This is a genomic window from Pedococcus sp. P2_A3, assembly GCF_056405035.1.
Genome location: NZ_JBFUCW010000006.1, coordinates 1 through 20340, shown reverse-complemented (window position 1 = coordinate 20340; position 20340 = coordinate 1). Strand labels below are relative to the sequence as shown.

Annotated in this window: 23 protein-coding genes; 18 read left to right on the top strand and 5 right to left on the bottom strand. The window is 71.9% G+C overall.

The window, feature by feature from the left end; all coding sequences use genetic code 11:
* Positions 1 to 97 precede the first annotated feature (97 nt).
* The 5 genes from rpsP to trmD all read left to right on the top strand — a co-directional run bounded on the left by rpsP (position 98) and on the right by trmD (position 3719).
* Positions 98 to 691, top strand: coding sequence for a 30S ribosomal protein S16 (gene rpsP / locus AC1DX8_RS06385; protein WP_477629082.1), 594 nt, complete (start codon positions 98 to 100; stop codon positions 689 to 691).
* 2 nt (positions 692 to 693) lie between these two features.
* Complete coding sequence (locus tag AC1DX8_RS06380; RefSeq protein ID WP_477629081.1) at positions 694 to 936, top strand: RNA-binding protein; 243 nt, start codon at positions 694 to 696, stop codon at positions 934 to 936.
* A 163-nt stretch (positions 937 to 1099) separates the two neighbouring features.
* Entirely contained in the window at positions 1100 to 1951 is an 852-nt protein-coding gene (locus tag AC1DX8_RS06375) for an alpha/beta fold hydrolase (RefSeq protein ID WP_477629080.1), read from the top strand.
* A gap of 12 nt (positions 1952 to 1963) precedes the next feature.
* Positions 1964 to 2506 carry a ribosome maturation factor RimM gene (gene rimM, locus AC1DX8_RS06370; RefSeq protein WP_477629079.1) on the top strand — a complete coding sequence of 181 codons (543 nt, stop codon included), beginning with the start codon at positions 1964 to 1966 and terminating at the stop codon, positions 2504 to 2506.
* A gap of 13 nt (positions 2507 to 2519) precedes the next feature.
* A complete protein-coding gene (gene trmD, locus AC1DX8_RS06365) occupies positions 2520 to 3719 on the top strand; it encodes a tRNA (guanosine(37)-N1)-methyltransferase TrmD (RefSeq protein WP_477629078.1) in 1200 nt (399 codons plus the stop codon).
* Here trmD and AC1DX8_RS06360 read toward each other — a convergent pair.
* Together AC1DX8_RS06360 and AC1DX8_RS06355 are read right to left on the bottom strand one after the other, a co-directional pair.
* A complete protein-coding gene (locus tag AC1DX8_RS06360; protein WP_477629077.1) occupies positions 3703 to 4503 on the bottom strand; it encodes a ceramidase domain-containing protein in 801 nt (266 codons plus the stop codon). The genes trmD and AC1DX8_RS06360 overlap by 17 nt on opposite strands.
* Positions 4504 to 4549: 46 nt before the next feature.
* Positions 4550 to 5308 (bottom strand): ABC transporter permease, encoded by a 759-nt coding sequence (locus tag AC1DX8_RS06355; protein WP_477629076.1) that lies wholly within the window; start codon positions 5306 to 5308, stop codon positions 4550 to 4552.
* Between the two features lie 179 nt (positions 5309 to 5487).
* On the opposite strand from AC1DX8_RS06355, the gene AC1DX8_RS06350 reads away from it, so the two are divergent.
* From AC1DX8_RS06350 to AC1DX8_RS06295, 12 genes are all read left to right on the top strand, one after another.
* A complete protein-coding gene (locus tag AC1DX8_RS06350) occupies positions 5488 to 6558 on the top strand; it encodes a LacI family DNA-binding transcriptional regulator (RefSeq protein WP_477629075.1) in 1071 nt (356 codons plus the stop codon).
* A 59-nt stretch (positions 6559 to 6617) separates the two neighbouring features.
* Complete coding sequence (locus AC1DX8_RS06345) at positions 6618 to 6842, top strand: hypothetical protein (RefSeq protein WP_477629074.1); 225 nt, start codon at positions 6618 to 6620, stop codon at positions 6840 to 6842.
* A gap of 301 nt (positions 6843 to 7143) precedes the next feature.
* Positions 7144 to 7503: a 50S ribosomal protein L19 gene (gene rplS, locus AC1DX8_RS06340; protein WP_477629073.1), complete on the top strand. Its 360-nt coding sequence runs from the start codon at positions 7144 to 7146 to the stop codon at positions 7501 to 7503.
* 72 nt (positions 7504 to 7575) lie between these two features.
* Entirely contained in the window at positions 7576 to 8319 is a 744-nt protein-coding gene (gene lepB, locus AC1DX8_RS06335) for a signal peptidase I (RefSeq protein ID WP_477629072.1), read from the top strand.
* Positions 8316 to 9635: a signal peptidase I gene (gene lepB / locus AC1DX8_RS06330; protein WP_477629071.1), complete on the top strand. Its 1320-nt coding sequence runs from the start codon at positions 8316 to 8318 to the stop codon at positions 9633 to 9635. Before lepB (AC1DX8_RS06335) ends, lepB (AC1DX8_RS06330) begins: the two co-directional genes overlap by 4 nt.
* A gap of 3 nt (positions 9636 to 9638) precedes the next feature.
* A complete protein-coding gene (locus AC1DX8_RS06325; protein WP_477629070.1) occupies positions 9639 to 10370 on the top strand; it encodes a ribonuclease HII in 732 nt (243 codons plus the stop codon).
* On the top strand, positions 10367 to 10684 hold the full coding sequence (locus AC1DX8_RS06320) for a DUF2469 domain-containing protein (protein WP_056922553.1): 318 nt from the start codon (positions 10367 to 10369) through the stop codon (positions 10682 to 10684). Before AC1DX8_RS06325 ends, AC1DX8_RS06320 begins: the two co-directional genes overlap by 4 nt.
* Positions 10685 to 10894: 210 nt before the next feature.
* Complete coding sequence (locus AC1DX8_RS06315; protein WP_477629069.1) at positions 10895 to 11266, top strand: YraN family protein; 372 nt, start codon at positions 10895 to 10897, stop codon at positions 11264 to 11266.
* Positions 11263 to 12798 carry a YifB family Mg chelatase-like AAA ATPase gene (locus tag AC1DX8_RS06310; protein WP_477629068.1) on the top strand — a complete coding sequence of 512 codons (1536 nt, stop codon included), beginning with the start codon at positions 11263 to 11265 and terminating at the stop codon, positions 12796 to 12798. The genes AC1DX8_RS06315 and AC1DX8_RS06310 overlap by 4 nt, the downstream gene beginning before the upstream one ends.
* Positions 12795 to 13892 carry a DNA-processing protein DprA gene (dprA, locus tag AC1DX8_RS06305; RefSeq protein WP_477629067.1) on the top strand — a complete coding sequence of 366 codons (1098 nt, stop codon included), beginning with the start codon at positions 12795 to 12797 and terminating at the stop codon, positions 13890 to 13892. Before AC1DX8_RS06310 ends, dprA begins: the two co-directional genes overlap by 4 nt.
* Before the next feature lie 222 nt (positions 13893 to 14114).
* Complete coding sequence (locus AC1DX8_RS06300; RefSeq protein WP_477629066.1) at positions 14115 to 15029, top strand: tyrosine recombinase XerC; 915 nt, start codon at positions 14115 to 14117, stop codon at positions 15027 to 15029.
* 134 nt (positions 15030 to 15163) lie between these two features.
* Positions 15164 to 15994 (top strand): DUF3152 domain-containing protein, encoded by an 831-nt coding sequence (locus tag AC1DX8_RS06295; RefSeq protein ID WP_477629065.1) that lies wholly within the window; start codon positions 15164 to 15166, stop codon positions 15992 to 15994.
* Here the strand turns inward: AC1DX8_RS06295 and AC1DX8_RS06290 are convergent.
* The 3 genes from AC1DX8_RS06290 to AC1DX8_RS06280 form a co-directional block, all read right to left on the bottom strand.
* Positions 15976 to 16617, bottom strand: a complete 642-nt coding sequence (locus AC1DX8_RS06290; RefSeq protein WP_477629064.1) for a murein hydrolase activator EnvC family protein — start codon at positions 16615 to 16617, stop codon at positions 15976 to 15978. The genes AC1DX8_RS06295 and AC1DX8_RS06290 overlap by 19 nt on opposite strands.
* Positions 16618 to 16741: 124 nt before the next feature.
* Entirely contained in the window at positions 16742 to 17899 is a 1158-nt protein-coding gene (locus AC1DX8_RS06285) for a pyridoxal phosphate-dependent aminotransferase (protein WP_477629063.1), read from the bottom strand.
* 57 nt (positions 17900 to 17956) lie between these two features.
* On the bottom strand, positions 17957 to 19204 hold the full coding sequence (locus AC1DX8_RS06280) for an MFS transporter (RefSeq protein ID WP_477629062.1): 1248 nt from the start codon (positions 19202 to 19204) through the stop codon (positions 17957 to 17959).
* 256 nt (positions 19205 to 19460) lie between these two features.
* On the opposite strand from AC1DX8_RS06280, the gene rpsB reads away from it, so the two are divergent.
* A partial coding sequence (rpsB, locus tag AC1DX8_RS06275; protein ID WP_477629061.1) for a 30S ribosomal protein S2 occupies positions 19461 to 20340 on the top strand: 880 nt, incomplete at its 3' end.

The window sequence follows — 20340 nt, the reverse complement described above, 5'->3', positions numbered from 1 at the left end:
CCTCCTGGCTGGAACGCCTACACCGAGTTCCGGTACCCCGCGTGAATCCTGCGCGGTCTCGCCGTGCTCACAACCAGAAACAGGAGACACCACCACCGTGGCCGTCAAGATTCGTCTGAAGCGCATGGGCAAGATCCGTGCACCGTTCTACCGCGTCGTCGTCATGGACTCGCGCGCCAAGCGCGATGGCCGGGCCATCGAGGAGATCGGCAAGTACCACCCCACCGAGGAGCCCTCGGTCATCGACATCAACTCCGACCGTGCGCAGTACTGGCTGGGCCAGGGCGCGCAGCCGACCGAGGCCGTTGCGGCACTGCTCAAGGTGACCGGCGACTGGCAGAAGTACAAGGGCGAGCCGGGCGCCGAGGGCACCCTCAAGGTCAAGGCCGCCAAGCCGTCCAAGAAGGAGCTGTACGACGCGGCCATCGCTGCGGCGGGCAAGTCCGAGGCCGGCACCGACGGGGCGACCACCCCGAAGAAGCGCGCTGCCAAGAAGGCCGACGAGGCCCCGAAGGCTGACGAGGCCAAGGCCGACGAGGCCCCGAAGGCCGAGGCCCCGAAGGACGAGGCTCCCCAGGCCGAGGCTCCCGAGGCTGTCGCCGAGGCGCCCGTCGCCGAGGCGACCGAGGCCAAGGCTGAGACCGAGGAGGCCCCCGCGGCCGCCGAGGCCGACGCCGCGGACAAGGCCTGAGCGTGCTGGAAGAGGCGCTCGAGCACCTCGTCAAGGGCATCGTCGACCACAAGGACGAGGTTGTCGTGCGACGCAAGGAGCTCCGCCGTGGTGAGGTGCTCGAGGTTCGGGTGCACCCCGAGGACCTCGGTCGCGTGATCGGTCGCTCCGGTCGCACGGCGAGCGCCCTGCGCACTGTCATGGGTGCGCTGGCCGGCGGCCAGAACGTCCGCGTCGACATCGTCGACACCGACAAGGTCCGCTGAGCGCTCACCCGCAGGACATCACGAAGGGCCACCGGGCATCCCCGGTGGCCCTTCGTCGTTCCCGACGAGAACTCGTTCAGCTGCAGGCTCGTTCAGCTGCTGGCTCGTTCGGCTGCTGGCTCGTTCGGCTGCGCCGGGCGCGGCTCGGGAGTACGTTCCGCGGATGGAGCGGATGACCTTCAGCGTGCCGGCCGGGGCGGGCCACCTCGACGGGTGGCACGCTGGAGCCGGGCCGCCCGTCCTGCTGCTCCACGGCGGGCCGGGGCTCTCCTACGGGCACCTCGACGCCCTGGCGCAGGAGCTTGCGTCCGGGTACGACGTGGCGTGCTTCCAGCAGCGGGGACTCGAACCCTCGACGACGGACGGACCGTTCACCGTCGCGCAGGCCGTCGCCGACATCGGCTCGGTCCTCGACGGCCTCGGCTGGGAGCGGGCCTGGCTCGTGGGCCACAGCTGGGGTGGCCACCTGGCTTTCCACGCCGCCGTCTCGATCCCGCAACGGCTGCTCGGCGTCCTGAGCATCGACCCGCTCGGGGCTGTGGGTGACGGAGGGGCAGCGGCGTTCGGCGCAGAGATGATCCAGCGCGTGCCGGAAGCGCTGAGGGCACGGGCACAGGAGCTGGACGACAAGGACACCGAGGGCACCGCCACCGAGGCCGAGGAGCAGGAGATGCTCGACATCGTCTGGCCCTCCTACTTCGCGACGCTCGCCGCCGCCACCCCGCGCCCGCCCTTGGCCATCTCGTCGGCGGCGCACCTCGGGCTGTGGGAGGACCTCGTGGTGCAGCTCCCCACGCTGGAAGCGGCGTTGCCGTCCATCGGCGTCCCGGTCGGTGTGCTGTCCGGGGGCGACAGCCCGATGCCACCCGAGGTGGCGGCGAGGGCCACGGCCCACCGAATCCCGAACGCCTGGGTGCACGTGGAAGTCGGCACCGGTCACTTCCCCTGGCTCGAGCGCCCGGGCTGTGCACTCGCTGCCCTCGACCGGCTGGCGCACGGCACTCCCCAGACCTGAGAGGATCGGCGCATGCCTGCCGACCCCAGACTGCTCGTCGCCCGCATCGGCAAGCCGCACGGCCTGCGCGGTGAGGTGACGGTGCAGACCCACACCGACGACCCGGAGGCGCGCTTCGCCCCCGGCGTCGCCTACGCGACCGAGGCGGCACCCGGCTCGGGTGTTCCTCGCTCGCTCACCCTGCGCACCGCCCGGTTGCACCAGAAGACCTGGCTGCTCGGGTTCGAGGAGATCCCCGACCGCACCGGCGCCGAGTCCCTGCGCGGCACCCGCCTGTTCATCGATGCCGAGGCCGCGGCTGCCGCCGACGAGGACGACGCGTGGTACGAGGACGAGCTCGTCGGCCTCACCGCCGTCGACCCGGCCGGCGCCACGCTCGGCGAGGTCACCGGCCTGCGCACGGGAGCGGCCCAGGACCAGCTCGTCCTCCGGCTGGCCGGGGGCACCGAAGCGCTGGTGCCGTTCGTCGAGGCCATCGTCCCCGAGGTCGACGTCGAGGGCGGCCGGGTCGTCGTCGACGCCCCGCCCGGGCTCCTCGAGCTCAACGCCGACTGACGGCGGACCACTGGTGATCCTCGACGTTGTCTCGATCTTTCCCGAGTACCTCGCCCCGCTGGACCTGTCACTGATCGGCAAGGCCCGCCGTGACGGGCTGCTCGACCTGCGGGTCCACGACCTGCGCGCGTTCACCCATGACCGGCACCACTCGGTCGACGACACACCGTACGGCGGTGGCGCCGGCATGGTGATGAAGCCCCAGCCGTGGGCCGAGGCGCTCGCCCACGTGGTCGCCTCAGGGGTGGACGGTGCCCGTCCGCGGCTGGTCGTCCCCGGCCCGGGCGGTATGCCGTTCACGCAGGCACTGGCGCGCGAGCTCGCCGCCGAGCCGTGGCTCGCCTTCGCCTGCGGGCGTTACGAGGGCATCGACGAGCGCGTCTACGAGTACGCCGCGGAGGACCTCGGGCTGGAGGTCTCGGTGGTCTCGCTCGGCGACTACGTCCTCAACGGGGGAGAGGTGGCGGTGCTGGCCATGGTCGAGGCCGTCGCCCGGCTGTTGCCCGGCGTCATCGGCAACGCCGAGTCCCTCGTGGAGGAGTCGCACGAGGACGGCCTGCTCGAGTACCCCGTCTACACCAAGCCGGCGGCCTGGGAGTCGAGCCCGGGCGTCACCCGCGCGGTGCCGCCAGTGCTGTTGTCGGGCGACCACGGGGCGATCGCCGCGTGGCGTCATCAGCAACGCCTCGACCGCACGGCCTCGCGCCGGCCTGACCTGCTCCACCCGTCGGCCGTGCTCAAGGCGGACGGCCTGGACATCACGGTCGCCCAGCCCGCAGACGTCGGGGAGCTGACCACGCTGCAACGGGCCTGCTGGGTGAGCGAGGGGCGCGCCAATGACACGCACGACATCCCGCCGCTGCTCGAGTCCGTGGACGAGGTGGCACGGGGACTGCAGGAGTGGCAGACCTGGGTGGTCCGTGCGGGAGGCCGGCTGGTCGCCTCCGTGCGGGCGCGGTCGCACCCCGACGACCCTGCCGTGTGGCAGATCGGCCGGCTGATGGTCGCCCCCGACCTGCAGGGCCGTGGCCTCGGACGCGCCCTGCTCGCGCACGCCGAGGCACAGGCGCCGGCGGGCACGGCGGCATACTGGCTCAACACCGGGACGCGCAGCGACCGCAACCTGCGCACCTACCGCAAGGCCGGGTACCGCGTGCAGCCCGGGGAGGGCGCCTTCCCCGGCACCGTGGACCTGCTCAAGCCACGTCGCTGACGCGCTCGCTGGCGTAGAGACGGTAGAGCGCGTAGGCGGCCACGGCGCACAGCAGGTGCCAGGCGGCGTGGCCCTGGAGCAGCGAGTCGGGATGGCAGAGCGGCGAGCCGTCCTTGGCGAGGTTCCAGATCGCGAAGGCCAGCGCGAGGGCACCGGCTGAGGCCAGGCCCCACCCCGCCTGGCGTCGCGCGCTGCCGCGGCGCCAGAGGACGGCCTCACCGGCCAGGGCTGCCAGCAGGAAGGAGCCGAACGCGAGGTTGGCAGCGATGTCGACCACCGGGACGTGCCCCGGGATGCGTTCGACGAGCTCACAGACGAGGACCACGGAGACGAACACCACGACGAAGAAACCGGTGTCGCGGCGCACCACGCGGGTCCACGCGTACGACGAGGCGAAGGCCGCGATGAGGTACATGCTCAGCAGGTCGAGGTGCCCTCCGAGGGCGCTCTGGGTCGCGTGCATCGCCGCACTAGCCGGACCCAGCAGCACCACGACCACGCCGTAGGCCGTGGCGAGGCGCGGGTTGGCCGCGATCGTCGTGCGGGGCGCGCCGGCCCGCCACGCGATCGCCAGCCCGGCGAGCACGAACCCGGTGTTGCTGACGGTGTTGGCGGGCTGGCGGACGACGGCTTCCCGCGCCGCTTCGCAGAACCGGGCTCCCCGGCCGACGTCCGGCCCGAGCCAGCCGTGCACGATGGCCAGCCACAGCAACCCCACCGAAGCGGCCGCGACTGCGGCGGCGATCCCGAACGGGCGGAGGTCGCGAGGGGCGCCGGTGGGCATGGAGGCGAGTATGCCGCCGGGGCCCACCGCTGGGTGGGGTGTCGTGCTAGTCCACCAGGCTCGTGACCAGGTCGTCGGGGAGCAGGAGGCGACCGGCGAGCAGGTGCTCGGCGACCAGGACGGTGATGGTCTGGGCGGCCATGATCCCGAAGAGGACCAGCACCTGGGCCGTAGCCGCCTGCGCGGGTGTGCCGCCGCCGAGCATGACCCCGATGAAGGCACCGGGCAGCGTGACCACGCCCGTCGTCTTCACCTGGTCGAGCCCGGGCAGGAGTGCCTCGGGAGCGCGGCGGTGGACGATCTCGCGGATCGCCTGGCGGGGGAGGAGGCCCACCGAGAGGCTGGCTTCGTACTGGCTGTGCTCCTCGCGCAGGGCGGCGAACGCGCGCCGGCCGACGAGCGTGTGGGCGGTCATCGCGTTGCCCACGATGATGCCCGCCACCGGGATGACAGCGATCCCGGTCAGCGGGATCGTGCGCGTGGCCAGCACGATCGCCAACACGGGAAGCACTCCCGAGGCCATGGCCAGCGCAGCCCACCACCATGCCCTCGGTGCCTCGACCCGGCGTGAGGTCGTCAGGACGCCCATCCCGAACATCACGCAGACCAGGGCCACCGACCACGGCAGGCTGTCGACCACGGCGGCGATGAGCACCGCGGCGAGCCCGAGCTGGACGATCGCGCGCACCGCCGCGACGAGGACGGGGCGCTCGAGGCCGTAACCAGCGAACCGGTGCGCGGCGAGGGCCACCGCCAGCAGCAGCGCGAGGGCGATGCCGACGGGCCATCCGGGGTCGATGCTCACAGGCGCCACCGTATGCGGCGGGCGGACGGGGAGCGCGAAGACCCCTCGGCCGGGCTGCGCAGAAAATTGTCTGGCCGGCCGGGAATGTTTTCTGTATCGTTTTTCTTGAACGATTTAGTACAACGATCCAGAACCGCGATCCGAATCGCGGTCCAGCACCCAGAAGGAGGGCCGAGGTCATGGGGAACGTCACCCTGAGGTCCGTCGCCGAGGCGGCCGGTGTCTCCGTCTCCACGGTCTCGAACGCCTACAACAAGCCCGACCAGCTGTCGGCCGAGGTGCGCCAACGCGTGCTCGAGACGGCCAAGGCGCTCGGGTATGCCGGGCCCAACCCGGCCGCGCGCAGCCTGCGGTCCCAGCGCGCCCGGGCCATCGGGCTGGTCTTCACCGAGCGGCTCAGCTACGCCTTCTCCGATCCCTACTCGGTCGGCATGCTGGCCGGGCTGGCCGAGGTCGCCGAGCAGTTCCAGACCGGGCTCCTGCTCATCCCGCTGCGCCCGTTCGACCCCGAGCGGCCCGAGGAGGTCGAGGCGAGTGCCGAGGCCATGCGGGCCGCCGTCGTCGACGGCCTCTTGGCCTACTGCCTCGACATCGACCACCCGGCCCGCGAGATCGCCATCGACCGCGGGCTGCGGATGGTCGCCACCGATGACAAGGACCCGCGGATGGACGGGCTCGTCCTCATCGACGAGCGCGGAGCCGCACGGCAGGTGGGCGAGCACCTCCGCCGCCTGGGCCACCGCAGCGTCGGCATCGTGGTCGACAGCAAGGTCGACTCGCCCGCCGTGGTGGAGGTCGACGACGTGCAGCACCGGTCGATGTCGTTCTCGTGGGACCGCTACGACGGCTTCCGCGAGGGGCTCGGTCCCGACGTCACGGTGCGAACCGTCGCGCCCCCCGGTCACAACTCGGTCGAAGCCGGCCGCGCGGCCGGTGCCCACCTGCTCGACCGGCAGGACCGACCCACCGCGATCATCACGGTGAGTGACGTCCTGGCCCTCGGGGTGCTCGACGCGATGCGGCAGCGTGGCCTCACCCCGGGGCGGGACGTGTCCCTCTCGGGCTTCGACGACGTGCCTGCTGCGGCCGACGCCGGACTCACCACCGTGCGCCAGCCGATCGCCGAGCGCGGCCGCATCGCCGGTCGGATGCTCCTCGACCCCGACTACACCGAGCGACGCATCGTGCTCCCCACCGAGCTCGTCGTGCGGTCCAGCACCGGACCGGCCACGACGCCACAGACGCGCTGACGAACCCGCCAGCGTCCACCGCAAGACCCTGCACCCCGCCATCTCGGAAGGAGAAGGACATGAGCGACTACATCGCCCTCACCATCAACAGCAACGCAGGCGCCGCCCTGGCCCGGTCGGCCCGCCCGGACGCCCCCGTCGTCGACGACGGCCTCAGCACCCGTCCGGCTCGGCGGCCGGTGCGTCGTTCGCTGGCGACCACGCTGCGCAGCGCCGCCGCCGGCCAGCGCCGCCTGGCCGACCGGATCGACCCGGCCTGCCGTCCGGCCCACGCCGGCGCCTGACCGCCCTCTTCGCAACCTGAGCGCCCCCCGGGGCGCTCAGGTTGCGGACAATGGGGAGCTGGGGGGCGGAGGTGGGTATGCTGCCGCGTGGCCCGGCCACGCGGCATACGATTTCGTCGCGGCCCTGGTGCGTGGCAGAATGGCTCCTCGCGCCCGCGTGACCAGCGGCCCCTGCCACAGGGGGAGTGTCCGGGCAGTGCCCGGCCACGTGGTCGGTCCACGCACACGGCGCGAACCACCATCAGCAGCACCACCCAACACCCTGGGCGACCTGTGGCGCCGAGAAGGAAGCGATTCAGCCATGCAGCGTTTCGACGAGCTCGACAAGGCCTCCCTCCGCGAGGACATCCCCGCCTTCCGTGCGGGTGACACCGTCAACGTCCACGTCAAGGTGGTCGAGGGCACGCGCTCGCGCGTCCAGGTCTTCAAGGGCGTCGTGATCCGTCGCCACGGTGGCGGCATCGGCGAGACCTTCACGGTCCGCAAGGTCTCCTTCGGCGTCGGCGTGGAGCGCACCTTCCCGCTGCACACCCCGATCATCGACCACATCGAGGTCGTCACCCGCGGTGACGTCCGTCGCGCCAAGCTCTACTACCTGCGCGACCTGCGCGGCAAGGCCGCCAAGATCAAGGAGAAGCGCGAGACGACCCCCGCCAAGTAAGGCGGAATCATCTCCCCCTCAGCGCGTCCCGGCGCTCGTCGCCACAGCCCTGAGGGTTAGGCTCCGGATGCGATGAACCCCGGACCGGAAGCACCCCAGCAGGACCCGCCCGCTGCAGCAGTCGAGACTGACGCTGCGGGCGAGCCCGAGCGCCCCCGAGGCGGCCCTTCGTGGCTGCTGCTCGGCGGTGTCGCCCTGCTGGTGATGCTGCTGGTCCGGGGTTTCCTCGTGCAGTCCTTCTACGTGCCATCGGGGTCCATGGAGCCGACGATCGAGCCGGGCGACCGCATCCTCGTGAACAAGCTGGCCGACGGTGACTCCGTGCGACGCGGCGACGTCGTCGTCTTCGACGGGACCACGAGCTTCGCCGTCGCAGAGCGCGCGCCGCACCAGGACGATGGCGCCATCGGGAAGGCCCTGGCCGGGGCGGCGTCGCTGGTCGGCATCAACCTCGGCGAGCAGGACTTCGTCAAGCGCGTCATCGGCCTGCCCGGCGACCACATCGTCTGCTGTGACGACCAGGGCAGGCTCACCGTCAACGGCAAGGCCATCGACGAGACCTACCTGATGCCCGGCGACCACCCGAGCGACCTCGACTTCGACATCACCGTGCCCGCAGGGCGGCTGTGGGTGATGGGTGACCACCGCAGCGACAGCGCCGACTCGCGCTCCCACCTCGGCGACCCCGGCGGTGGGACAGTGCGGCTGTCCGACGTCATCGGCCGCGCAAGCGCGACGTACTGGCCGCTGTCGCGCCTCGGCGGCTTCGAGCGTCCCAAGGCGCTCGCCGACGTCCCCCGAGCGGGCCAGCCGTGAGCGGCACACCCCGCGACGGTGACGCCGGCTGGCTGAGGTACGAGGGCGACGAGTCCGCCGATCGCGCATCCTCCGAGCCCGCGTCCACCGACCCGACCACGGACTCGGCGGCCACCGACCGGGGCGCCACGGACCCGGGCGCCTCGGACTCGGGCGCCACGGACTCGGCGGCCACCGACGCCGCGACCGCGGACCAGCGGGTGGCACCAGCCGCTGCCACCGACGCTGCGTGGCTGCGCCACGACCTGCCCGATCCGAGCGCGGCGGCCGCGACCGAGCACCCTGGTGCCGCGGCCCCCGGGACCGCCCACTCGTCGGACTCCCCGTGGCTGCCGGCCGAGCTCGAGGTGGCGCGGTCCGCGCGGACGCCCTCGACGCCGCAGGCCCACGACACCGGCGTCCCCCCGACCCTGGTGGCCGGGGCCGAGGAGGAGACGCCGTCTCACGTGTCGTCGGCGACCCGGCCCCTCCCGGCTGTCGCGAACCCCGAGGACCACGAGCGCCCTGTCGACGACGAGGAGGAGCCGGTCGGCGGACTGGCCGTGCTCGGCGCGGCGATCAAGGAGTTCGCCATCGTCGTGGGGATGGCGCTCGTGCTGTCCTTCATCGTCAAGACCTGGCTGCTCCAGGCGTTCTACATCCCCTCCGGGTCGATGGAAGACACCTTGGTGCTCAACGACCGGGTGATCGTCAGCAAGCTGACCCCCGGTCCCATCGACCTCAAGCGGGGCGACATCATCGTGTTCGCCGACCCCGGCCAGTGGCTCGACGAAGCCCCCCCAGCCAAACAGGGCCCCGTCGCGACGATCGTCACCGAGACACTGACGTTCGTGGGCCTGCTGCCCGACAACTCCGAGAACCACCTCATCAAGCGGGTCATCGGGCTGCCGGGCGACCACGTCGTCTGCTGCGACGAGGGTGGTCGGATCACCATCAACGGCTCCGCGATCAAGGAGCCCTACCTCAAGCCCGGTGACGCGGCGAGCGAACAGGACTTCGACATCACCGTGCCGAGCGGGCGGGTGTGGGTGATGGGCGACCACCGCTCCAACTCGGCCGACTCCCGCGCCCACGACGCGCCGCAGAACAACGGCAGCCAGGGCTCGGTCGACGAGCGCCTCATCGTGGGCCGAGCCGTCGCGCTGGTCTGGCCCCTCGACCACCTGACCTGGCTGTCCAACCCGACCTCCACGTTCGCCAAGGTCCCTGCCCCCTCCGCTGGCAGCGGCAGCGCCCCGCAGGGCACGGGCGGCACCGGTCAGGGTGAGGGTGGCGGCGAGGTGGGCGGCACCGACACCCCGACAGGATCGGGCTGACCGATGGCCCAACCCGTGCGCAGCCGCAAGCCCAACCTCCGGGTCGAGCGCCAGCTCCAGCGCGACGGCCACCGTGTCCTCGCCGGGATGGACGAGGTGGGGCGAGGTGCCCTCGCTGGGCCCGTGACGGTGGGGGTGGTGCTCATCGACGAGACCTGCCGCAGCGCCCCCACCGGGGTCAAGGACTCCAAGCTGCTGACGCCGGCTGCGCGGGTCGCCATGGTGCCGCGGATCCGGCGCTGGGCCATGGCCTACGCCGTCGGTCACGCCTCGCCGCAGGAGATCGACGAGATCGGCATCATCGCCGCGCTGCGGCTGGCCGGGTGTCGCGCCCTGGCGGCCGTCGACGTCGTCCCGGACCTGGTCATCCTCGACGGCAACCACGACTGGCTCACCGCGCCCGACGAGGTCGGGCTGTTCGCGTTCACGTCGGAGTCCGCGCCCGTCACGCCGCCGGTGACGACCATGATCAAGGCCGACCTCAAGTGCTCCTCCGTCGCCGCCGCGTCGGTGCTGGCCAAGGTCGAGCGCGACGCGATGATGGTCGACGTCGCGCCGGAGCACCCGGCCTACGGTTGGGACGAGAACAAGGGGTATGCCGCGCCGGAGCACCTCGCAGCGCTGGAGGCCTTCGGGGCGACCGACCTGCACCGACGGTCGTGGCGGCTGCCGGGAGTGACGATGGATGATGAGAGCGTTCGGCAGGGTGAGCGACCGGAGATGAGCACGCGATGAGTTCTGAGGACCTCGAGAAGTACGAGTCGGAGATGGAGCTCCAGCTCTACCGCGAGTACCGCGACGTGGTGGGCCTGTTCTCGCACGTGGTCGAGACCGAGCGCCGGTTCTACCTGTGCAACTCGGTCGACGTGAAGGTGCGTTCCGATGGTGGTGAGGTCTACTTCGACGTCACCATGCAGGACGCCTGGGTGTGGGACATCTACCGTCCGGCCAGGTTCGCCAAGCAGGTGCGCGTCGTGACGTTCAAGGACGTGAACGTCGAGGAGCTCGCGAAGGCAGACCTCGAGCTGCCGAAGGGGCAGGGCTTCTAGCTCTCCACCAGGCCTGCCGCCTGGGTGGTGGCCTTCCCCGGGCCGCTGCCCGGAGCGCCGCTGTGGCGGCGCTGCAGCGGCGCTGCAGCGTGGCCGTGACGCCGCCGTAGCGGCGGCCGTCGTCCACACGTCGGCGGCCAGCCGAAGAACCTTCCACAGGCGTGACGTCGCGAGGTGTCGCCCCCCGACCCCGCAGGCTTGGGTTGCGGCATGGCAGACACGGCGGACCCGCGCAGGGCGCTGGGGGAGTATGGCGAGCGGCTCGCCGAGAGGTACCTCATCGACTGCGGCCTGGCGGTCGTCGACCGCAACTGGCGGTGCGCTCGGGGCGAGCTGGACCTGGTGGTTCGAGACGGTGACTGCCTGGTCTTCTGCGAGGTGAAGACGCGTCGCACGGAGCGCTTCGGCTCGCCTGTGGAGGCGGTCCACCCCCGCAAGGCGGCGCGGTTGCGCCGGCTCGCCTCGGCGTGGCTGCAGGAGCACCAGGAACGCCCTGCCCGCATCAGGATCGACGTCATCGGCATCCTCCGCCCGGCCGATGGCCCGGCCCTCGTCCGCCACCTGCAGGGGGTGGGGGCATGACCTTCGGGCGCACCAGGTCGGTCACGCTCGAGGGGCTGGCCGGCACCGTGGTCGAGGTCGAGGCTCACCTGTCCGGAGGGTTGCCGGCGTTCATGCTCGGCGGCCTGCCTGACACCGCGTGCGCGCAGTCACCCAACCGGGTCAAGGCTGCGGCTGCGAGCATCGGGCGGTCGTTGGCGCAGGATCGGATCACGGTGAACCTGTCGCCGGCCTCGATCCCGAAGAACGGCAGCGGCTTCGACCTGCCGATCGCGATCGCCGTAGTGACTGCCCTGGGCATGGTCCCGCCCGAGCGGATCCGCGACGTGGTGCACCTGGGGGAGCTGGGTCTCGACGGCTCGATCCGGCCGGTTCGCGGCATCCTGCCGGCCGTGCTCTGCGCCGCGCGAGGCGGGTGCCAGGACGTGGTGGTCCCGATCGACAACGCCGCGGAAGCGAGCCTCGTGCCGGGCATCCGGGTGCATGCCGTGGCGCACCTGGCCGACCTCATCGCAGCGCACGCGGCTGGAGCGACGTCGTTGGGAGTGAGTGACCTCGGACCGGTGCAGCCGCCGCTCGCCCCGAAGACCCCTCCTGACCTCGCCGACGTCGTGGGCCAGGAGGAGGCCCGGACGGCGCTCGAGCTGGCGGCGGCAGGCGGACACCACCTGTTCCTCCTCGGACCTCCCGGCTCGGGCAAGACGATGCTGGCTGAACGCCTCGTGTCGATCCTGCCGCGCCTGACCCGGGAGCAGTCGATCGACGTCCTCGCCGTGAAGTCCCTGCTCGGAGTGACGTCCGCCGAGCTCTCACTCGAAGGACTTCCGCCGTTCGTGTCGCCGCACCACAGCGCCACGCAGGCGGCCATCATCGGCGGTGGGAGCACGGCAGTGCGCCCCGGGGCGATCACCCAGGCCCACCACGGGGTGCTGTTCCTGGACGAGGTCCCGGAGTTCAAGGCGTCGGCCCTGCAGTCCCTGCGCCAACCGCTGGAGTCCGGTCAGGTCGTGGTGTCCAGGGCCCGGGCCAGCGTGTGCTTCCCCGCCCGCTTCCAGCTGGTCATGGCGGCGAACCCGTGCCCCTGTGGCCTCGGCTTCGGCAAGGGCGTGGGCTGCTCGTGCACCCCCCTCGCCAAACGGGGCTACCTCGGCCGGTTGTCCGGTCCCCTGCTCGACCGGGTCGACCTGCAGGTCCAGGTGCCCGCGGTGACCAGGTCGTCCCTGGCTGGCACTGCGGGTGAGAGCAGCTCGACGGTGGCCGCTCGGGTGGCGGCCGCGAGGAAGGCCCAGGCCGAGAGGTGGGGCCAGACCCCGTGGGCGCTCAACAGCCAGGTGCCCGGGGCGACCTTGCGTCGCGGGCGTTGGCGCCTGCCGCCCGCGGTCACCACGGACATCGACCGTTCGCTCGACCGCGGCCAGCTGACCCTGCGCGGCTACGACCGGGTGATGCGGGTCGCCTGGACGCTGGCCGACGTCGCCGGCCGGGTGAGCCCGACCCGCGACGACCTGGGCAATGCCCTGACGCTGCGCAACCAGGGCCCGGTGGCGGCATGACCGGGCTCCGTACCGTGCGAGGAGAGCGCGCGGCGCGGGTGGCCTGGGCGCGGCTGGCCGAACCGGACGACGCGGCGGTCGCGGCACGGATCTCGGCAGTCGGCGCCGAAGCGGCCCTCCACGCGGTAGGAGCCGACTCGACCCAGGCTGCCCGGATGGCAGCGAGGGTCGCAGAGCTCGACGTCGACCGCGATCTCGCGATCGCCCGGCGCCTGGGCGCCAGGCTCCTCGTGCCCGGGGACGAGGAGTGGCCGCACGGCCTGGACGACCTGGCCGCTCCGCCGTTCTGCCTCTGGGTGCTCGGTGCCGCCCGACTGGGCGATGCGGTTGCGCGCAGTGTGGCGGTCGTCGGTGCCCGTGCTGCGACGGGATACGGCGTCCACGTGGCCAAGGAGCTGGGGGCCGGCCTGGCCGAGCGTGAGTTCGCCGTGGTCTCGGGAGCCGCCTACGGCATCGATGGAGCGGCGCACGAGGGTGCGCTGGCCGTCGGCGGAGTGACGATCGCCGTGCTCGCTGGGGGGATCGACCGCCCGTACCCCGCGGGGCACGCCGGGCTGCTCCAGCGAGTGCGGGAGGACGGTCTGGTGCTGAGCGAGGTGCCCCCGGGCTCGGCCCCGACCAGATGGAGGTTCCTCAGCCGCAACCGCGTGATCGCCACGCTCACCCGGGGCACGGTCGTCGTCGAGGCGGGGCTGCGTAGCGGTTCGCGCAACACGGCCCGCCTCGCGGGTGACCACCTCAGGGTCGTCTGTGCGGTCCCCGGACCGGTCTCGTCAGCGGTGTCAGCGGGATGCCACGAGCTCATCCGTGCCGGTGCGACGCTTGTCACCGATGCGGCCGAGGTGGCAGAGGCGGTGGGGTCGATCGGCGAGCTCGCCCCGCCCAAGCGAGGGGAGGTGCTCCCGGGTGACGACCTGGCGCCGGGTCACCGGACGGTGCTGGCAGCGCTGCCTCCCCGCAAGGCGGTGACCCCGGAGGAGCTCGCGCGCAGCAGCGGGCTCAGCGGCGCGGAGGTTCGGGGCGCACTGGGGGTGCTCGATGTGGCAGGGCTCGTGCAGAGAGAGGGGGATGCCTGGCGCAGGGTCAACGGTTAGCACCGTCTGAGGGTCGGGGCCCAGCGCCGAGTCGAGCTGGCCGGTCGAGGTCAGGCGGGGACCGAGGGGCGAGTTGAGGAGGCGGGGACCGAGGGGCGAGTTGAGGAGGCGGGGACCGAGGGGCGAGTTGAGGAGGCGGGGACCGAGGGGCGAGTTGAGGAGGCGGGGCGAGGTGCGGGGTGGCGGCTTGTGCGCGGCCGCCCGGTTTGCGACGGTGACGGCGTGACCGAGTCCGCTGCGCAGACCTTGGCTGCTTTCGAGCGCCACCTGCGCAGTGAGCGTGGGCGTTCCGAGCACACCACGCGCGCCTACCTCGGTGACCTCCGAGGGCTCCTGGGCTTCCTCAAGGACGACTGCGGCATCGTCGACCTGACCGAGGTCGGACTCCGTGAGCTCCGGGGGTGGCTCGCAGCCCAGGCAGACTCCGGCGCGGCCCGTTCCACCATCGCGAGGCGGGCTGCAGCGGCGCGCACGTTCCTCGGCTGGGCGGCCAGGACCGGCAGGATCGCCCAGGACCCGTCGTTGCGCCTCGCCGCTCCCAAGCGTGCCGGTCACCTGCCCGAGGTGCTGCGACAGGACGACGCGACGGCCCTGATGGACCTCGCCGCCGTGGCCAGCGACGACCAGGACCCGATGCACCTGCGTGACCGTGCTGCGCTGGAGCTCTTGTACGCCAGCGGGATCCGGGTCGGTGAGCTGACGGCCCTCGACATCGACGACCTGGACCTCCCGGGCGGGGTCGTGCGGGTGATGGGCAAGGGGGGCAAGGAGCGCACCGTGCCCTTCGGGGCGCCGGCCCGCGAAGCGGTCGAGGCCTGGTTGACCCTGGGCCGTCCACAGGTCGTGGTGGCGGGGAGTGGTCCAGCGTTGCTCCTCGGCCGGCGCGGCCGACGAGCCGACGCCCGGCAGATCCGCGCCGCCGTCCATGAGCTCCTCTCGCACCTCCCCGACGCCCCTGACCTCGGGCCGCACGGACTACGGCACAGCGCAGCCACCCACCTGCTCGAGGGTGGCGCGGACCTTCGGCTCGTCCAGGAGCTGCTCGGTCACGCGTCCTTGGCCACGACCCAGATCTACACCCATGTGTCTGTCGACCGGCTCAAGGCGTCCTACCGTCAGGCACACCCCCGTGCCTGAGTACATCGACGGCGCGTCGATGGGGGTCGTCTGGCGTGCCGTGCCCCGACTGGCTGCCCGAAGGGGGAAGATGGACGCCGAAGACGTTCGTCGGACCCACTCGGATCCGCCACCGGAGAGGAGCTGTGCAGCGCGTGCGTGAGGACCTGCCGGCAACCCGCCGGGCGCGCCGACACCGTCGTCGACCCAGCCGACAGGTGCGCCTGCGCCGGACCATCGCGGGCACGCTCATCCTCATCCTTGCCACTGTCGTGACTGTCAGGCTGACGACCACCGACGATGAGCCCATGGTCGATGCCTCCCGGTCAGCGGCGCTCCCGACGACGTCGAGGCCCACCACCCCCAGCGCGACCCAGACGCCGAACAACGAGGACGGCTCGTCGACCACCGAGACCGCGACCACGGGTGCCGCCACGGTGCCCCAGAACGGCACCGGCAAGCTCACCGTCGTGTCGGTCCCCCGGGCGCACGTCGCGACGAGCGGTCGGACGGTCAAGTACACCGTGGAGATCGAGGGTGGCCTCGGGGTGGACGCCGAAGAGGTCGGGGCCACCGTGACCTCCGTCCTCCTCGACGCCAAGGGCTGGCAGAAGGTCGACGGCGTCCGGTTCGTCAACGTCACGCCGGCGCAGGAGGCCAAGGGCGCCCACGTCGACATCCGCGTGACCCTGGCGAGCCCCGGGCTGACCGACAAGCTGTGCGCCCCGATGCGGACCCTCTCGCAGGTCTCGTGCTGGAACGGCGAGCGGTCGGTGCTCAACTACCGCCGCTGGGCCCTGGGCGACGACAGCTACGGCTCCGACGTCGCGCTCTACCGCGTCTACCAGGTGAACCACGAGGTTGGCCACGGCCTCGGCCACCAGCACCGGACCTGCCCGGCCCAGGGCAAGCGGGCCCCCGTGATGGTGCAGCAGACCCTCGACCTCGGGGGCTGCACACCCTGGCCCTACCCGTCCGGCGCCTGAGCCAGCGGGAGCAGTCGCACCGGACGCCGACCCGCGAGGAACACCATCGGGTCCAGGTAGGTGTGGTCTCGCAAGGCGCCGAGGTGCAGACAGGCCGGTCGGCAGTGCGAGCCGGTGGCCTCGAGCTCGCCGAGCCGGGACCCCCCGGCAACGACCTGGCCGAGCGTGACCGTGGCCACGACCGGCTCGTACGTCGACCGCACCCCCGACGGGTGCAGGATGGTCACCGTGCCGCGTCCGGCGATCCGGCCCACGTGGGCCACGGTGCCCGCCTCGACAGCCAGCACCTCCTGACCGGCCGACGCCGCGAGGTCGATGCCCCGGTGACCGGCGCCGTACGCGGTGGTGGGCTGGACGAAGGGCCGCACGACCGTCGGCCGTGGCGCGAGTGGCCACGTCCAGCGCCCCCGGAGGCGCAGGCCCGAACCCCCGTGGTCGAGGGCGGTGGACCGCTCCGTGACCTGGGCGGACGCCGACGGTGTGGGGTCAGTGAAGCCGCCCCCCGACGTCACCTGCTCGTGCCCGGACGCGGCGCCAGCCTGCACGGCCTGCGACGCGGGTGGCGCCAGGCCGACCGAGACGACGAGTGCGGCCGAGAGCGGGAGCAACAGCAAGGACCTCATCCGGCCACCGTGCCGTGCGCACCGGGGATGTGCGGCGCGTCGCCTGACTACCTGTGGATCGAAGCGGCGACCTCCAGCGCCTGTGGAGCGACCGCGCCGATTCCGGTGCCTGGCTCGTCGGCGGTCAGAGTCGGCTGAGCCGACCCACGGCGTCCCGCAGCACCTCGTCGCGCTTGCAGAAGGCGAACCGCACCAACGTCCGGGCCGCGTCCACGTCGTCGTGGAAGACCGAGACCGGCACCCCGACGACGCCGGCCCGTGCGGGCAGCTCCCGACAGAAGGCCAGGGCGTCCACCGCYCCCAGGGGGGCCGCGTCCGCGACGACGAAGTAGGTCCCCTCCGGGACCGACACCTCGAGCCCGGCGGACCGCAACCCGTCCACGAGCAGATCCCGTTTGGCCTCCAACGAGCGGGACAGGCCGGCATACACGGAGTCGTCGAGACCGAGGGCGACGGCGACGGCGGGCTGGAACGGGCCTGACCCGACGAAGGTGAGGAACTGCTTCACCGCCCGCACCGCCGCAACTGCGGCAGCCGGGCCGCTGACCCAGCCGACCTTCCACCCCGTCGCGGAGAAGGTCTTGCCGGCCGACGAGATGGTCAGCGTGCGCTCCCTCATCCCGGGCAGCGTCGCGACCGGCACGTGCGCCGCAGCGCCGAAGACCAGGTGCTCGTAGACCTYGTCGGTGACGACCCAGGCGTCGAACTCCCTTGCGAGGGAACAGATCAGGTCGATCTCCGCCCTGCTGAACACCTTGCCCGTGKGGTTGTGCGGGGTGTTGAGCAGCACCATGCGCGTCCTGGCCGAGAACGCCCCCCGCAGTGACTGCTCGTCGACCGCGAAGTCCGGGAAGCGCAGGACCGAGGTCCGTCGCCTCGCGCCGGCGAGGGCGATCGACGCGGCATACGAGTCGTAGTAGGGCTCGAAGGTGACCACCTCGTCGCCGGGCTCGCACAGCGCGAGGATGGTGGCGGCGATGGCCTCGGTGGCCCCGACCGTGACCAGCACCTCGCTGCGCGGGTCGACGTCCAGCCCGTAGAAGCGCGACTGGTGCACCGAGATCGCGTCGAGGAGCTCGGGTACGCCGGGGCCGGGCGGGTACTGGTTGCGGCCGCCATCGATGGCAGCCTTGGCGGCCTCGAGCATCTCGCGGGGTCCGTCGGTGTCGGGGAAGCCCTGACCGAGGTTCACTGCGCCGTGCTGCGTGGCCAGTGCGGTCATCTCGGCAAAGATCGTGGTGCCGAAGGGGGCCAGTGCGGGTTTGCCGGGTGGACGAGCCATGCGCCCGAGCGTATGCCGGGCGGCCTGCTGTGCGCCGACAGCGCAGTCGTGCTCCGTCTAGCCGAGGTCTGCCGTGTGCCGTTCGTCGGCGTGGGCGATGTGCCCGAGCTGACGCCACACCAGCCCGAGGGTGAGGCCCGAACCCACGAACGCGAACCAGAAGGGCGCGGCCGCTCCGAAGCGCGTCGCGATGAGGCCACCGAGCAGCTGGCCCACCAGCAGCCCGACGATGAGGCCCACCCAGTAGACGCTGCCGACCCGACCCTGCAGCTCGCTCGGTGTGGCCCGCTGCCGCACGGCGGACGACAGCGACCCCCAGACGAAGGCGTAGCCGCCGAAGACGACCATGATCGCCATCGCCACGGCCGGGATCGTCGTCAAGGCCAGGGACAGGTGGGTCAGGACCTCGAGGGTCAGGCAGATCTTCATGAGGCGTGCCAACGGGACCCTGGCCTCGAGCCGGCCGTACGCCAGGACGGCCGCGACCCCTCCCACGGCGGAGCAGGTCGTCAGGAGGCCGAAGCCGACGGCCCCCACGCCGAGACGCTCCTGTGCCCAGTAGACGAGGACCCCCCACGGTGCGCCCCACGTGACGTTGAAGATGAAGATGACGAGGGTCAGCGTGCGAATCGGTGCGTTGCCCGCGATCCACCGCAAGCCGTCCAGGATGTCGTGGCCGATGTGTTGCTCGGGGCGCGCCGCGGCCTGGTCGCGGGGCAGTCGCACCCGGCTGAACAACACGGCCGCCAGCAGCAAGGCGCTCGCCTGCACCCCGAACGGAAGCGCCGTCCCCACCGCGAAGAGGCTCGCCCCCAGGGCCGGACCGACGAACTGGTTGGCCACGAGGAAGCCGGACATCTGCCGGGCGTTGCCGATGCCGAGGTCTGCCGGCGGCACGATCATGGGCAGGACCGCGCGCCACCCGGTGTCGGCGAAGAGCTCGGCCACCCCGACCGCGAAGAGCACCCCGAGGAGCAACGCGATCGTCACGGTCCCACTCGCGATGACGACCACCAGCACGGCCAGCACCACCACGCGGATGACGTTCGCGAGGAGGACCAACTGGCGACGGTCGACGCGGTCGGCCACGGCGCCGGCGTACAGGCCGAACAGCAACGTGGGCACGTGCTGCACCATGGCTGCTGCGGCGATGAGCGTCGGGTTGCGGGTCAGGGAGGCGACGAGCAGGGGGCCGGCGGCGAGCGCGATGCCGTCGCCGAGCTGGGCGACCCACGACGAGGCGAGGTTCCACCGGAAGGGTGTACCCATCCGGGGCGGCGCGATGACGTCCAGAACCCTGCTCACAAACGGGCGAGCCTACCCGGGTCCGCGATTTCTCGATCAGCGCCGTGAGCACGTACGATGGTCGGCGGTCCACGTGTGCTCTCACACACGGACCTAATTCGCGCGTCTTCCGCCCGCTGACTCGGCTCGCCGACGAAACGGGGGCGCACCACAGCAGTCCGGTGAGTATGCCGGTGGGGTGCGTTGCAGGCGCCAGGCAGGTGGCCGTACCTACGCAGCCACCGACGTAACTGACAACGACCCAAGGAGACACGGCATGGCCGTCGTTACCATGCGCCAGCTCCTCGAGAGCGGCGTCCACTTCGGGCACCAGACCCGTCGCTGGAACCCCAAGATGAAGCGCTTCATCATGACCGAGCGCAATGGCATCTACATCATCGACCTGCAGCAGTCGCTGACCTACATCAACAACGCCTTCGAGTTCGTCAAGGAGACGGTGGCCCACGGTGGGTCGATCCTCTTCGTCGGCACGAAGAAGCAGGCCCAGGAGCCCATCGCCGAGCAGGCGACGCGCGTCGGGATGCCCTACGTCAACCACCGCTGGCTCGGTGGCATGCTCACCAACTTCAACACGATCTCCAAGCGGCTCACCCGCCTCAAGGAGCTCGAGGAGCTCGACTACGACAACGTCGCGGGCTCGGGCTACACCAAGAAGGAACTCCTGATCTTCAAGCGGGAGAAGGACAAGCTCGAGAAGACCCTCGGCGGCATCCGCAACATGGCCAAGGTCCCCTCGGCCGTGTGGATCGTCGACACCAAGAAGGAGCACCTCGCCGTTGACGAGGCTCGCAAGCTCGGCCTGCCGGTCATCGCGATCCTCGACACCAACTGCGACCCCGACGAGGTCGACTACAAGATCCCGGGCAACGACGACGCCATCCGCTCCGTCACCCTGCTGACCCGTGTCATCGCCGACGCCGTCGCCGAGGGCCTCATCGCCCGCAGCTCCGGCAAGTCCGGCGAGCCGGCCGAGGGTGTCGTCGCTGGCGACGAGCCGCTGGCCGAGTGGGAGCGCGAGCTGCTCGGTGGCGACGCCGCCCAGGCCGCTGAGTCCGCTGCCCCGGCTGCCGGCGAGACCGCCGCTGCCGACGCGACCGAGGCCGCCCCGGCCGCTGCCGACGCGACCGAGGCCGCCC